This is a genomic window from Idiomarina sp. HB (assembly GCF_048059115.1).
Lineage (GTDB): Bacteria > Pseudomonadota > Gammaproteobacteria > Enterobacterales > Alteromonadaceae > Idiomarina > Idiomarina abyssalis.
Genome location: NZ_JAYLVU010000001.1, coordinates 509,146 through 523,070 on the forward strand (window position 1 = coordinate 509,146; position 13,925 = coordinate 523,070).

General features: G+C 44.8%; 9 protein-coding genes and 1 tRNA gene. 8 read left to right on the forward strand and 2 right to left on the reverse strand.

What is annotated here, in order from left to right:
• The first annotated feature begins 14 nt into the window (after nucleotides 1-14).
• The 3 genes from VBY75_RS02620 (at nucleotide 15) to VBY75_RS02630 (ending at nucleotide 6,485) form a co-directional block, all read left to right on the forward strand.
• Nucleotides 15-4,862: an NAD-glutamate dehydrogenase gene (locus VBY75_RS02620; RefSeq protein ID WP_416510888.1), complete on the forward strand. Its 4,848-nt coding sequence runs from the start codon at nucleotides 15-17 to the stop codon at nucleotides 4,860-4,862.
• Nucleotides 4,862-5,866 (forward strand): quinone-dependent dihydroorotate dehydrogenase, encoded by a 1,005-nt coding sequence (gene pyrD, locus VBY75_RS02625; RefSeq protein WP_278354993.1) that lies wholly within the window; start codon nucleotides 4,862-4,864, stop codon nucleotides 5,864-5,866. Before VBY75_RS02620 ends, pyrD begins: the two co-directional genes overlap by 1 nt.
• Before the next feature lie 64 nt (nucleotides 5,867-5,930).
• A complete protein-coding gene (locus VBY75_RS02630; protein WP_054487759.1) occupies nucleotides 5,931-6,485 on the forward strand; it encodes a cell division protein ZapC domain-containing protein in 555 nt (184 codons plus the stop codon).
• A gap of 88 nt (nucleotides 6,486-6,573) precedes the next feature.
• Here VBY75_RS02630 and VBY75_RS02635 read toward each other — a convergent pair.
• Nucleotides 6,574-6,650, reverse strand: a tRNA-Met gene (locus VBY75_RS02635).
• A 202-nt stretch (nucleotides 6,651-6,852) separates the two neighbouring features.
• Here VBY75_RS02635 and rlmKL point away from each other — a divergent pair.
• The 5 genes from rlmKL (at nucleotide 6,853) to rmf (ending at nucleotide 13,255) form a co-directional block, all read left to right on the forward strand.
• Nucleotides 6,853-8,967, forward strand: a complete 2,115-nt coding sequence (rlmKL, locus tag VBY75_RS02640; RefSeq protein ID WP_416510891.1) for a bifunctional 23S rRNA (guanine(2069)-N(7))-methyltransferase RlmK/23S rRNA (guanine(2445)-N(2))-methyltransferase RlmL — start codon at nucleotides 6,853-6,855, stop codon at nucleotides 8,965-8,967.
• 3 nt (nucleotides 8,968-8,970) lie between these two features.
• Nucleotides 8,971-9,210, forward strand: a complete 240-nt coding sequence (locus tag VBY75_RS02645; protein WP_416510893.1) for a glutaredoxin family protein — start codon at nucleotides 8,971-8,973, stop codon at nucleotides 9,208-9,210.
• Nucleotides 9,207-11,153 (forward strand): ATP-binding cassette domain-containing protein, encoded by a 1,947-nt coding sequence (locus tag VBY75_RS02650; protein WP_416510895.1) that lies wholly within the window; start codon nucleotides 9,207-9,209, stop codon nucleotides 11,151-11,153. The genes VBY75_RS02645 and VBY75_RS02650 overlap by 4 nt, the downstream gene beginning before the upstream one ends.
• A 6-nt stretch (nucleotides 11,154-11,159) precedes the next feature.
• The gene (locus VBY75_RS02655; protein ID WP_416510897.1) at nucleotides 11,160-12,902 is read left to right on the forward strand and encodes a DUF3466 family protein; all 1,743 of its coding nucleotides are present in this window, start codon (nucleotides 11,160-11,162) and stop codon (nucleotides 12,900-12,902) included.
• Between the two features lie 176 nt (nucleotides 12,903-13,078).
• Nucleotides 13,079-13,255 (forward strand): ribosome modulation factor, encoded by a 177-nt coding sequence (gene rmf / locus VBY75_RS02660; protein WP_074930759.1) that lies wholly within the window; start codon nucleotides 13,079-13,081, stop codon nucleotides 13,253-13,255.
• Between the two features lie 84 nt (nucleotides 13,256-13,339).
• Here rmf and fabA read toward each other — a convergent pair whose 3' ends face one another.
• Nucleotides 13,340-13,852, reverse strand: coding sequence for a 3-hydroxyacyl-[acyl-carrier-protein] dehydratase FabA (gene fabA / locus VBY75_RS02665; protein ID WP_054487751.1), 513 nt, complete (start codon nucleotides 13,850-13,852; stop codon nucleotides 13,340-13,342).
• Between the last annotated feature and the right edge of the window lie 73 nt (nucleotides 13,853-13,925).

Sequence of the window (13,925 nt, forward strand, 5' to 3'; positions counted from 1 at the left end):
AGGACTCTGTAATTATGTCGTTGGTCGATAGTCAATCTCCGGTTTTACTGGAAAAAGTCGTTGAATTGATAAATAAGAAAGTTCCTTCCTCTCAGGCGCACTTAGTAGCAGATTTTGCCAAGCGCCTATATCGTAATATTGCCAGTGATGACTTAACTAACCGCCACGACAGCGATATGTATGGTGCGGTTTTAGGCCTGTGGCACAGTTTTAATGAATATAAGTCCGGTGATAAAGCGCTGATTAAAGTTTACAACCCTGAAGTTCCAACCGATGGCTGGGAGTCACCGCATACCATTATTGAAATCATTCAGAGTGACATGCCTTTTATGGTCGACTCTGTGCGGATGGCGTTGGCTAGACTAGGGATCACCTCTCATTTGCTGTTGCATATGCCTTTAAGCCATAAACGCGACAATAAAGGCCAGGTTACAGAGCTGCAAAAGCCGGGCACCCGTAGCAATGACAACTATGTAGATACGGTATTTTTGATTGAAATAGACCGTCAGACAAGCCAGAAAGAAATTAAGACTTTAAAAAGTGAACTGGTTTCTGTTATGGAAGAGATCAGTCTTGCGGTGCAAGATTGGCAGTCGATGCGCAGCCGTCTGCAGGTTGTTTCGGAACAATTGAGTAATGATTATTACCCAGGCTCAAAAAAAGAGAAAAAAGAAATTCAGCGCTTTTTACAGTGGCTGGCAAACGATAATTTCACGTTAACAGGTTATCGCTCGTATGAATTAACCCCGGTAAAAGGGGACTACGAACTTAAACAAGTAAAAGATTCCAGCCTGGGTCTGATGAAAAATTCCGTCAGCGACAAAGGCCGTATGGTTTCAAGTTTACCGGAAGATGCCCGCGAAATTACCCAAAATGATCGTTTGTTGTTGTTAACAAAAACGAACTCTAAATCGCGGGTGCATCGCCCGGCATATTCTGACTATATCGGTGTTAAGCGATTTAACGAGAAAGGCGAAGTGGTCGGTGAGGATCGTTTCATCGGTCTTTATTCAGCAAACTTCTACAATAACAGCGCCCGTGATATTCCGCTTGTCAGCGAAAAAATCTCTCGTGTGTTAGAGATGTCAGGCTTTGCTCCACAGTCCCACGCCGCAAAAGCGTTATTGAACATTTTAGAAACGTATCCGCGAGATGAAATCGTTCAGGCTGAAGAAGATGACTTGCTGACTGTTGGCCTGGGCGTCTTACAAATGCAAGAGCGTGACATGACCCGCGCTTTTCTGCGTCGTGATATCTTCGGCCGCTTTATGTCCTGCATGGTTTACGTACCAAAAGAGCGTTATAACACGCTGTTGCGCCAGAGAACTCAAAGCGTTTTAGCCCGTACATTAAAAACTGAATATGACGTGGACTTTACCACTTACTTCTCCGAGTCTTCATTAGCGAGAACACATTACACTGTGCGTTTGAGCCAAGATCATCAGGATGTGAACGTGAAAGAATTAGAACAGAATTTAATTGAAGCGGCCCGCACATGGGAAGATAATTTCGAACGTATTTTGCAGTCGACATTTGGGGAAGCCAATGCAACGCGTTTAAACAAACGTTACGCCACAGCGTTCCCACGAGCTTATAAAGAAGACGTACTTCCCTCAGTTGCTATATCAGACATTAAGCAGCTTGAGTCGCTAAATGACGAACATAAGTTGGGTATGGTTTTATACCGTGCGCAGGAAGAAAAAGACGACAGCAAGCATTTGCACCTGAAGTTGTTCCATAAAGATGAACCGATTCATTTGTCAGATGTTTTACCGATGTTGGAAAACTTTGGTTTGCGCGTCATTGGTGAGAGTCCGTACCAGATAAAAACAGCCGATGGCGATGTGTACTGGGTACTGGACTTTCATATGTTGCATACCGCAGGTTCACTGAACCTGGAAGAAAGTCGTGAAACTTTCCAGGAAGCGTTTGCACTCGTCTGGAATGGTAAATTAGAAGATGATGGATTCAACCGTCTGGTGCTAGGTGCTGGCATGAATGGTCGCCAGGCAACTATTTTGCGCATGTTTGCCAAATATATGCGTCAAATTGGAACGACATTCAGTCAGAGTTACATAGAGAGCACATTCAGTAAGTATCCGCTGTTGGCCAAGCTGGTTGTGAAAATGTTCTACAGCAAGTTTGAGCCGGGAACAAAAGGCGCAGAGAAGAAAATTGAAGCGCTTCATACTCGTATCAATACTGAACTGGATAACGTAGCAAACCTTGATGACGATCGTATTATTCGTCGCTATGTTGAGCTCATTGATGCCGCGTTACGCACTAACTTCTTCCAGCAGGATGAACAAGGTAACGATAAACCCTATATTTCGGTTAAGTTCTTACCTGAACTTGTTCCGGAAATGCCATTGCCGTTGCCTAAGTTTGAAATCTTTGTTTACTCTCCGAGAGTGGAAGGTGTGCACCTTCGTGGTGGAAAAGTAGCGCGTGGTGGTTTGCGTTGGTCTGACCGTCGGGAAGACTTCCGTACTGAAGTGCTTGGATTGGTTAAAGCGCAGCAGGTTAAAAACACAGTTATCGTTCCTGTTGGTGCTAAAGGTGGCTTTATTTGCAAAGCGTTACCAGAAGACCGTGAAGGTATGATGACCGAAGGCAAAGAGTGCTATAAAACCTTTATCCGTGCTTTGCTGGATATCACAGATAACATTGTTGAAGGTGAGATTGTTCCACCTAAAGATGTGGTTCGTCACGACGAAGATGACTCTTATTTAGTGGTTGCTGCTGATAAAGGTACCGCTACTTTCTCTGACATTGCTAACGGCATTTCTGCTGAGTACAACTTTTGGCTCGGTGATGCTTTCGCATCAGGCGGTTCCGTTGGCTATGACCACAAGAAAATGGGTATCACCGCTCGCGGCGCCTGGGAGTCTGTAAAACGTCACTTCCGGGAAATGGGTATCGATTGTCAAACAACCGACTTTACCTGTGTCGCTGTCGGCGATATGGGAGGGGATGTTTTCGGTAACGGTATGCTGCTGTCCAAACACACTCGCTTGCAGGCGGCATTTAACCATTTACACATTTTTATTGACCCTGAACCGAATGCGGCGAAGTCATGGGAAGAACGAGATCGCTTGTTTAAAATGCCTCGTTCAAGCTGGGACGACTACAATCGCGACTTAATTTCAAAAGGTGGTGGCATATTCTCAAGAAGCGCGAAAGCTATTGAGCTAACGCCTGAAATTAAGAAAATGCTGGGCACCCAGAAGAAATCCATGACGCCTAACGAGTTAATAAAAGCCTGCTTAACAATGGAAGTCGATCTTATCTGGAACGGCGGCATTGGTACCTATGTTAAAGGTAAGGCCGAAACGGACAGTGATGTTGGCGACCGCGCTAACGACGCATTACGCGTAAATGGCCGGGATCTAAACGCTAAAATTATTGGAGAAGGCGGTAATTTAGGCTTTACTCAGTTAGGACGTATTGAATTTGCCCAGAAGGGCGGTCGAGTCAATACGGACTTCGTCGACAACGTTGGTGGTGTCGACTGTTCGGATAACGAAGTTAATATCAAAATATTGCTAAACGGTTTGGTCAATAATGGCGACCTTACTAAGAAGCAACGCGATAAGCTGCTTTATGATATGACCGACGACGTTGCAAAGATTGTGCTTGATGACTGTAACAGACAAACACAATCTATCTCTGTAACGGCATTGCGTGGTACCGATCAGGTTAAAGAATACCAGCGCTTCATTCATCATCTCGAGCGGGAACATGCATTAAACCGTCAGCTTGAGTTTTTACCCGATGATGACGAACTGGTCGAACGTCAGGCAGCTAACCAAGGCCTGACACGCCCAGAATTAGCCACTATAACGGCTTATGGGAAGATGGTTCTGAAAGAGCAACTGATTACGGATGAAATTACTGAAGATCCGTATCACATGCGCGAGTTATTTGATTCTTTCCCGGAAGCATTGCGTGAAAGCTTTGCGGATAGCATGACATCACATCCGCTAAAAGGTCAGATTATTGCTACTAAGTTGGCTAATAATATCGTTAACGATATGGGACCGAACTTCGTATTCCGTAAGCAAGAAGCTACCGGCGCATCGTATGCAGAAATTGCATCAGCTTATGTGGTTGCACGTGAATGTTTTAAAGTTGAAGAGCTCTGGGAACAAATTGAAGCCTTGAATAACAAAGTTCCGGCTGAAGTTCAGAATGACGTTCTATTCCAGCTCCGTCGTATGGTGCGTCGGGCAACGCGTTGGTTCTTACGCCATCGTAACCCGGCATTGAGCGGAGTGCAGGAACACCTGGACTTCTATATGGGCGCCTTCGATGACTTGCGCAAAAATAGCCTTAAGTACATGGTGGAAGAGGAAGCGAATGTCATTGAGCAAAGCATTGAGAAGTACAAAGAACATGGCTTCCCGGCTAACCTTGCTAAGCAGGTTGCCAGCCTGAGCACAGTGTTCTCTGCTATGGACTTAGCGGAAGTGGCTAACGAAACAGGTCAATCGTTTAAGACTGTGGGCACACTGTATTTCCGTTTAGGCGCAGAGATAAACCTGCATTGGTTCTTAACTCAAATTAATAATCAACCTGTTGCAAATCACTGGCAGGCACTGGCACGAGCAGCGTTCCGGGAAGAGCTTGACTGGCAGCAACGTTCTTTGACTCAGGTTGTGCTGCGTTCCACACCGGATGTCAGTGACCCTGAGAAAATGATCAGTGAGTGGATAGAGCAAAATGAAGTCTTGCTTTCCCGTTGGCAGCAGATGTTATCGGATTTCCGTACAACGAAGAGCCATGAGTTTGCTAAGTTCTCGGTTGCTCTGAGAGAGCTGATGCTGTTAAGCCACAACTGTGCACCGAAAGTTGTCAGTTAATGTATAAGCTGATTCGACCATGGTTGTTTAAACAAGATCCCGAGAAAACGCACGAGCTTACGCTCGGGATCTTAAGTAAATGGCATCGGACTCCGTTGTCTTTGCTTTGGAAGCAAAACCTACCAAGTAAACCTGTCCGGGTTATGGGGATAGACTTTCCTAACCCGGTAGGCTTAGCGGCGGGGCTTGATAAAAATGCTGAGTGTATCGATGCCTTTGCACAAATGGGCTTTGGATTTATTGAAGTTGGTACAGTTACGCCTTTAGCACAGCCAGGAAATGATAAACCGCGTTTATTTCGACTGGTTGAAGATGAAGCAATTATCAACCGCATGGGGTTCAACAACCACGGTGTGGATGTATTGCTCGAAAACGTAAAGGCTTCATCTTATAAAGGTGTGCTGGGCATCAATATCGGTAAGAATAAAAACACCGCGGAAGAGCGAGCCCTTGATGATTATCTTGCGTGCCTGGAAAAGGTTTACCCTTACGCCGGTTACGTGACAATTAATATTTCATCACCTAATACACCTGGTTTAAGAGATCTTCAACATGGTTCAAGTCTTGATGCTTTGCTTTCCGGGCTTAAGGAGTCGCAACTTGAACTGGCGAATAAATATGATCGTTATGTTCCGCTGGTTGTGAAAATAGCTCCGGATCTTGAAGAAAGCGAAGTTGAAGTCATGGCTCAGTCTTTGTTGCGAAATAAAATGGATGGTGTGATTGCCACAAACACGACACTTTCGCGAGATGGTTTGCGTGATGATAAGGCTAAGGAAGCAGGGGGCTTAAGCGGTAAACCACTACAGGATAAAAGTACTCGAGTGATAGAGCTCTTATGTAAAACTTTGCAAAGGCAGATACCAGTAATTGGTGTTGGTGGCATAGATTCACCCGAGGCGGCGCAGGCCAAATTCAGGGCTGGAGCTAGCCTGGTGCAAATTTATACAGGGTTTATTTATCAGGGGCCGGGGCTTATTCGCTCAATTGTTAACCGCTTGTAATAGCCGTGCGAGTTTAGTATCTTATCGCAAGGCTTAAATTCTTCTAATTATAAAGGCTAACACTGTGGAATCGGAATCCCATTGGCTATGGTTGTTCAATGCAGAAACTGGCAAGCTCAGCATTAAGCTGAACGAAGACAGCGTCTTTGAAACACCTTACAAACCGAGTCAATTAGTCAATATTCACTTTAGTGAACAGCTAATGGATATTGAGGATGCTACAACCTTCCAAAAGGTTAGTGAGGTTTTAGAGTCTTATCCTTCAGATAAAATCCCCTGTACCCCATGTAGTGCGGCACTCAATGCAACTGCATGGAGTCGTTTTGGTCGTCCTCAAATGCCTCAAAGCTGGCATTTCCAAAAGTCCGACATTAATGAATGGCCGGCAGAGCGCACCTTATGCGAGTTAAATTCAGGCTTCGACCAAGGGTTATTTTTAATTCTTGATGCAGATGATGAATTTGCAACCTGCTTATTATTAAGCGATGGAATGCAGCTTTCGGCAATTAAGTCGTTAAAACAGTTTTACGTTATAAAAGTCACATTAAATCGACTTTTACCTGCGACAGTCGACTTAGCAATGTCAGCGCAGTCTAACTGGAGCCAACAGCTGGCTTAGTAAGTTTATTTATTAATTTTTTCAGGGAAGTACAGAAAGTACAGATGTGTTCTGGGGAATTAATATGAAGATATTTCTGTCCGGACGTTGGTTGCGGGGGCAGGATTTGAACCTACGACCTTCGGGTTATGAGCCCGACGAGCTACCAGACTGCTCCACCCCGCGTCCGATTGAGAGCGCATAGTATAGTCATAATTCGTGTCGCGCAAGCTTTATTTAAACCAACCGCATAGTATTTATACAAATACGGTTTAACTGTTGCTTTATTAGTCATTCTCTCTGTAATTCCCTTATTTCAGCTGGAATTACAGACAGCCACTGAGCTCTCCGTTATAATTGTCCCCTTAATTTTTTAGGCGAAGTTTCTATGTATCGTTTTTTTATTGCGTGCTCCAAAGGTCTTGAAGGGCTTTTGTTTGATGAGTTGCAAGAATTCAATTTAAGTCATGTTAAGCAAACCCTTGCGGGTTGCTATATCGAGACTGATTTGCAGCAGGCTTATACCGTAGCTATGTGGTCCAGGTTAGCAAGCCGTATGCTATTACAACTGGGTGAAAAGGAAGTTTCCAGCCTGGATGAGATTAAACTGGCATTGACTCAATTCTCCTGGAGCAAGGTTTTCGATGCGAACAGAACTTTCGTGGTTGATTTTTCCGGCGGTAATGACGACATTCGCCATACCCAGTTTGGCGCACAGTTAGTTAAAGACTGCATTGTCGACAACTTTCGCAATAACGGGTTTGAACGCCCCAGTATTGATAAGCAGGATCCGGACATTCGTATTGCGGTACGAGTGCATAAAGACAAGCTAACCTGGTCTTTAGACTTTACCGGCGACGGTATGCACAAAAGGGGATACCGCCTGCAGCAGGGCGAAGCGCCGTTGCGGGAAACCTTAGCCGCCGCCATATTAGTTCGTGCGGGCATCAAAAATGAATTAGAAAAAGATGAACCTGTTATTTTTGACCCGTTTTGTGGTTCAGGCACCTTAGTAATAGAAGCAGCCATGATGGCTATGGATCACGCACCAGGCTTGAGCCGCGCGCATTGGGGCTTTTTGTATTGGCATGAGCATTCGCCGCAATTATGGCATGACGTACTCGAGCAGGCAGAACAGCGCTTTAAAGAAGGGAAGATGAGCTTTAAAGGCCAGTTAAAAGGCTCTGACAACAACCCACACCTGGTCGCTAAAGCTAAAGATAACGCCAAGCGGGTGTTATTACATGAAGTGATAGAGTTTGAAGTTGCAGATGCGACAAACTGTGTAGCACCGGCGGAAAGTGGCCTGTTAGTCTGTAATCCTCCCTACGGGGAACGTCTGGGTGAGGCCGTTGAAACCTTACTATTGTACCGCCGTTTTGGCCGTCAATTAAAAGACACTTTCCACAATTGGCATATAGCCGTATTGGCTGGAGACGAACAGTTACTTAAACGCCTTAAATTGCGCAGCCATAAGAAATATCCGCTATTAAACGGTGCAATTCCGGTTAATCTGGCGCTTTACGACTTAACTAAAGAGCAACCTGACTTCGCAGAGAGTCAAGCTGATGACTTGGTTAATAGGGTTAAGAAAAACTACGCAAAATTAAGCAAGTGGGCGGACAAGGAAGGACTGGATTGCTGGCGTGTTTATGACGCGGACATTCCTGAGTACAACGCCGCTATCGATATCTACCAGGATTACGTGGTTGTGCAGGAATATGCAGCTCCAAAAGACATTCCGGAAGGCGTTGCCAATGACCGTTTGTGGTTCATGCTCGAGTCTTTGAGTTCAGCCTTGCCGGTGTCAGAAGATAAAATCATTTTGAAACGCCGCCAGCGCCAAAGCGGTAAACAGCAATACGAAAAGCAGTCGCAGGAAAGCACAGTATTAGCGGTTAACGAATACGGCGCCAAGTTTGAGGTGAATTTAACCGACTACCTGGATACCGGTTTATTTATGGACCACAGATTAGTGCGTAAAGAGCTACTGGATAAATGCGAAGAATTGGATGTGCTGAATTTATTTGCCTATACCTGCACAGCCTCTGTTCAGGCCGCCAGAGCCGGAGCCGCACGAGTCGTTTCTGTTGATATGTCGAAAACTTACCTGAAGTGGGGCGAGCGTAACTTTGCCTTAAACCGCTTACGAGGCGACTACCAGTTTATTCAGGCTGACTGCTTTAGCTGGATGCGGGAACAAAGGGGCAAGCAACTGTTTGACGTTATTTTCCTTGATCCGCCCACCTTTAGTAACTCAAAACGTATGAGCGGAACCTTAGACATACAGCGTGACCACGTCGGTTTGATAAAAACCGCCACGGGAATGTTGAAAGAGGATGGCGTGATTCTATTCTCTAACAATAGAAAGAAATTCCGCATCGACACCGAAGGCCTGGATAAAGCCGGTCTTGAAGTAAATGATCAAACTCAAGCGTCGATACCGGAAGATTTTAAACGTCATAAGGGTATTCACCACTATTTTATTATTTCAAGAGCGTAATTAATGTCGGATTTTTATTTGCTAACCAAACCAAATTGTCCGCTTTGCACGCAGGCTATTCAGTTATTGCATTTGCTTGATCTGGAAGAGCCGGTTGAACTTGGCGTGGTCGATATAGCCGAACAGCAGGAGCTGCAGGAAGAATACGGCTGGTTAGTGCCAGTATTTATTCGAGGAAAAGACGACGCCGAGTTGCGTTGGCCTTTCGATGCTAATCAATTGCTGGAGTTTGTAGAGCAATGAGTTTATTACGTGTACAGGATGCGCACCTGGCCTTTGGCGCCGATGCCATTTTAGACGGTGTTGATTTTACTATTGAAGCGGGTGAAAGGGTTTGTTTAGTTGGCCGAAATGGTGCGGGCAAATCAACTTTACTGAAAGCTATCGACAGTGAAGTGGTTCTGGACTCGGGACAAATACAGTGGGTTGGAGATACTAAGGTAACACGCTTACCTCAGGACCCGCCCAAACAGTCAGAGCAGAGAGTATTTGACTACGTTGCCGAAGCCCTGGCGGAATCGGGTAAAGCGTTGGCTCGTTATCATGAACTCTCAGCCAGCCTTACTGACTCGCCAAGCAGTGCCACACTTGATGAAATGGATAAATTGCAGAATCAATTGGACGCCATTAACGGGTGGCAGGTGAATACGCGAATAGAGCAGGTCTTAACGAAACTGCAATTGCCGGCCGATGAAACCATGGCTTCACTTTCTGGTGGTTGGCTACGTCGTGTGGCTTTGGCTCGTGCCTTGGTTGTTGATCCCGACATTTTGTTGCTGGACGAACCGACCAACCATTTGGATATTGAAATGGTGCGTTGGCTGGAAGAGCAAATCGTTAATTTTTCTGGTGCTGTACTATTTATTAGTCACGACAGGGCATTTATTCGTCGTCTGGCCACCCGAATTATCGATCTTGATCGTGGGCATTTGACCAGTTACCCCGGAAATTACGATACCTATTTGCAAAAGAAGCAAGAAGCGCTGGAAGTCGAAGCAACTCACAATGCCGAGTTTGATAAAAAGTTAGCTGCTGAGGAAACCTGGATCCGACAAGGAATAAAGGCACGACGAACTCGTAACGAAGGTCGGGTGCGTGCACTCCAGGATTTGCGCAAACAACGACAGCAACGTCGGGAACTTCAGGGAAAAGCGAACCTGTCTGTTAATGAATCATCTCGTTCAGGCAAAAAAGTTTTTGAAGGGGAAGATCTGTCCTTACGTTTTGGTGAAAAACCGATTATTAATGATTTGGACTTATTGCTAATGCGCGGCGACAAAGTCGCTTTTGTCGGTCCGAATGGTTGCGGCAAAAGTACCTTAATCAAGGTTATTCTGGGCATGCAGGACGTTGACAGCGGAAAAGTTCAACTGGGTACAAACCTTGAAGTTGCTTATTTTGATCAACATCGATCGCAGCTTGATCCTGAACAAACCGTGATGGATAACGTTGGTGATGGTAAGCAGGATATCGAATTTCAGGGACGTAGCCGTCATATTCTTAGTTACTTACAGGACTTTCTGTTTAGCCCTAAACAATCCCGGACTCCCGTTCGTGCCTTATCTGGTGGTGAGAGAAACCGAGCTCTGTTAGCTAAGATCTTGCTGAAACCCAGCAATATTTTGGTACTGGATGAGCCGACCAACGACCTTGATATCGAAACTTTAGAGTTACTGGAGCAAATTGTTGCAAATTATCAGGGGACTGTTCTGTTAGTCAGCCACGATAGGGAGTTTGTCGATAACACCGCCACTAGCGTTTTGTATTTTGAAGGAGAGGGCGTTATTACTGAAATAATTGGTGGTTTTACTGAGCTAAACCATTATTTAGCCGCTAAGGCTGAAAATTCATTTTCAAATAGCGGAACCAAAGCATCGTCAAAAGAGTCAGACAGCAACAAAAGTGCGCAAAATAAGCAGAAAACGGGTGACAAAGGTTCAGACAAGCCTAAGAAGAAGTTATCCTATAAACTGCAGCGCGAACTAGAACAGTTACCAAAGGTTATTGCTGACAAAGAAGCAAAACTTGAAGAATTACAAAAAATAATGAATGAACCGGGGTTCTTTGAACAGCCACTAGATAAAACGGAACCAGTGATGACTGAAATTGCCAGTATTGAAGAGCAATTGATGCAGGATCTGGAGCGCTGGGAAGAACTGGAAAACTTATCAGAACAGAGTAGTTAGTTAATAATGAAATCATTTACGCTGAAAACACTCACAGTCGCGATAGTGTCGACAATATCTTTCTCTGCTGTAGCAGATAAATATGAAATTGAAGAGATTCCAACCGCTGATAATTTTCGCCACAGTTTTGCGAAGGATATCAATGCTCAGGAGTTTGTTGTCGGTGTTTCGCGCCTACCGACCGATGTTGAACTTGATCTGACTAAGATATCTCCAGCTATTTTGCAGAATGCGGGAATCGCCGACATAGAGGAGGTTGATACCTTAACGCCGGAACAACGAGAATACATTATTCAGCAAATAGCCAATGAGCGAAACTCTGAACCTCAGCAGCAAAGGGTCGGCATTAACCGTTCTTATTATTTTGATACGACTGTTCAGTCCATTGTTCCCTTTCCTGCAAACGAAGATCAGTTAGAAGACAGCACGGACAGCTTTTTTTATTCAATAAATAACCAGAATTCGGCAGTGGGTTACAGCAGCGCTCCGTTTGGTTTAATTGAATACACATATACAGATGGTGAAGGTGAGGAGCAAACTTCTGAATTTTTTGTTTCAGACTTCATTACTCGGGGCGTTTGGTATAACAACGGTGAAACGACTTCAATAACGCCTCCAGCAACGGATTATCTTGGTGGTGAAAGTGCTCTTTTCGATATTAACGATAGCGGACTAGCGGCGGGATACGCCAGTGTAGGTGTAAGCCCAAGATCCGAAGAGCGCATAGCTAACTGCGAACCAGAAGATGAAGATGATATCGTTTCTGCTCCACTTCAGGTTTGCGCCTGGAACATCTGGTTTGAGACAAAAAGCACCGGCGCGTCAAATATAGAGCCTTTTTATAATCCTCGCTTTGGCGGAGGCAGATCTAGCTTTTCTGCACGACGTTCAATTTATGATGTTAGAGGCTTCTTATGGCAGCTTGATGCTAGTGGCGAAGTTATTAGCCAGCAAGAGCTTGGGACATTAGTTCCAAGAAACGAGGAAGATGATCGAGATTTCTCAAGTTATGCTTTTGCTGTCAACAATAACGGTATTGCTGTCGGCCAGAGTTGGACTTATCATCCCCAGCGCGGCGCTATTCGTATGCCAGCCATTTTTGTCGACGGTGAAGCAGTACCTGTGACAGAAGATGAAAAATATTTTTGGGGGTCAGCAAAAGACATCAATGATAATAACCAGGCGGCTGGTTATTTAGTTGAAAACTTGTCTGGTACCTTAAGAAACACAGCTTTCATTTATGATGTTGATCTCGATGAATTGACGATGGTACCCGGGTTCTTCACTGGATCCTCAACCATTATTCATTCAATTAACAATAATGGCATGGCAGTAGGTACAGGCGAGATTGAAGCAACGTTGTCTAACGTTCGGCAACGCGTTGGTTTTGCTTATGACAGTACCGATGATGCTGCAGAGTTTATTAACTTAAACGACGCGATTAGCTGTGATAGTCCTTACGATATAGTAGAAGCCAATAGCATAAATGATAACGGTGTTATCCTTGCTACAGCCCTAAAGCAGGAAGAGTATCAGGACGAATCGGGTGAGACTCAAACGCGGGAAGTCGCAGTAACAATCAAACTTGATCCTGTTGATGGTGAACTGAATAACTGCCGCCAGGAAGAGAATCAAATTGAGCGTGAAGGTGCGTCAACCGGCCTGTTTTCACTGCTTACTTTAGGCTCACTTGGTTTGCTTATTACCGCAATACGCAGAAGAGCCTTCCTTAAGACCAAAAAATCATAATCGTTTAGAAAATAAAAAGTAGCACAGTTTCAATCCGTTAAAAAAAGTCAATGGATACTGTGCTGCTTTTACGATTGAACTCTCCTGAAATAAGTCTATCAATAGTAATGAGGCAACAAAAAAACGCCTCAACTCTCTAAATAATAATCTGTGAATAACAGGCGAGGGATAGATTTATGAAAAGACAAAAGCGTGATCGCTTTGAAAGAGCACATACTCAAGGCTTTAAAGCTGGTTTGCATGGCCGCTCAAAAGACCACTGTCCTTATCAAACTCAAGATGATTTTAGATCCCACTGGCTGGGAGGTTGGCGAGATGCAATGGAGGCCAGAAATACCGGCTTATTCCGCTAAGTGTCAGAAGTAAATAGATAGATAATTTAAACGCCGATGCTTAAATATAAAAAAGCATCGGCGTTTTTTCGTTTAAGACGAGTTTTAGAAAGTAGAAGTATCTGTAAATAGACCCACTTTTAAGTCTTTGGCGGTATAGATCTCGCGGCCGTCTACTTCCACGCGTCCATTGCCCACACCCATGAACAATTTGCGCTTAATGACTCGCGTCATATCAATGTAGTAGCTTACTTTTTTATGTTCAGGAAGTATTTGCCCGGTGAATTTCACTTCACCAACACCTAATGCGCGTCCGCGGCCCGGTCCACCAGACCATGCCAGGTGAAAACCAAGTAATTGCCACATAGCATCAAGACCAAGACAACCAGGCATGACAGGGTCACCCTTAAAGTGACAATCAAAAAACCAAAGGTCAGGGTGGATATCGAGCTCAGCATGGATAAAACCTTTGCCGGCCGAACCGCCGTCTTCATTAATTTCAATGATGCGATCCATCATTAGCATATTGGGGGCTGGCAGCTTGCTGTTGCCAGGACCAAACATTTCCCCGCGACTGCAGGCCAGAAGTTCTTCGCGAGTAAAGCTCGACTGATTCATAAATACCCTAATTTAGTTATTCAAAAACTAGGGCGCAGTTTAGCGTACAACTGTACGCCAAACAAATCCGACA

What these genes read in the sequence shown, in the direction of transcription:
- rlmKL (WP_416510891.1), top strand. Translation starts at nt 6,853, where the DNA reads ATGTATCGTTTTTTTATTGCGTGCTCCAAAGGTCTTGAAGGGCTTTTG.
- VBY75_RS02650 (WP_416510895.1), top strand. Translation starts at nt 9,207, where the DNA reads ATGAGTTTATTACGTGTACAGGATGCGCACCTGGCCTTTGGCGCCGAT.
- VBY75_RS02655 (WP_416510897.1), top strand. Translation starts at nt 11,160, where the DNA reads ATGAAATCATTTACGCTGAAAACACTCACAGTCGCGATAGTGTCGACA.
- pyrD (WP_278354993.1), top strand. Translation starts at nt 4,862, where the DNA reads ATGTATAAGCTGATTCGACCATGGTTGTTTAAACAAGATCCCGAGAAA.
- VBY75_RS02620 (WP_416510888.1), top strand. Translation starts at nt 15, where the DNA reads ATGTCGTTGGTCGATAGTCAATCTCCGGTTTTACTGGAAAAAGTCGTT.
- rmf (WP_074930759.1), top strand. Translation starts at nt 13,079, where the DNA reads ATGAAAAGACAAAAGCGTGATCGCTTTGAAAGAGCACATACTCAAGGC.
- fabA (WP_054487751.1), bottom strand. Translation starts at nt 13,852, where the DNA reads ATGAATCAGTCGAGCTTTACTCGCGAAGAACTTCTGGCCTGCAGTCGC.
- VBY75_RS02645 (WP_416510893.1), top strand. Translation starts at nt 8,971, where the DNA reads ATGTCGGATTTTTATTTGCTAACCAAACCAAATTGTCCGCTTTGCACG.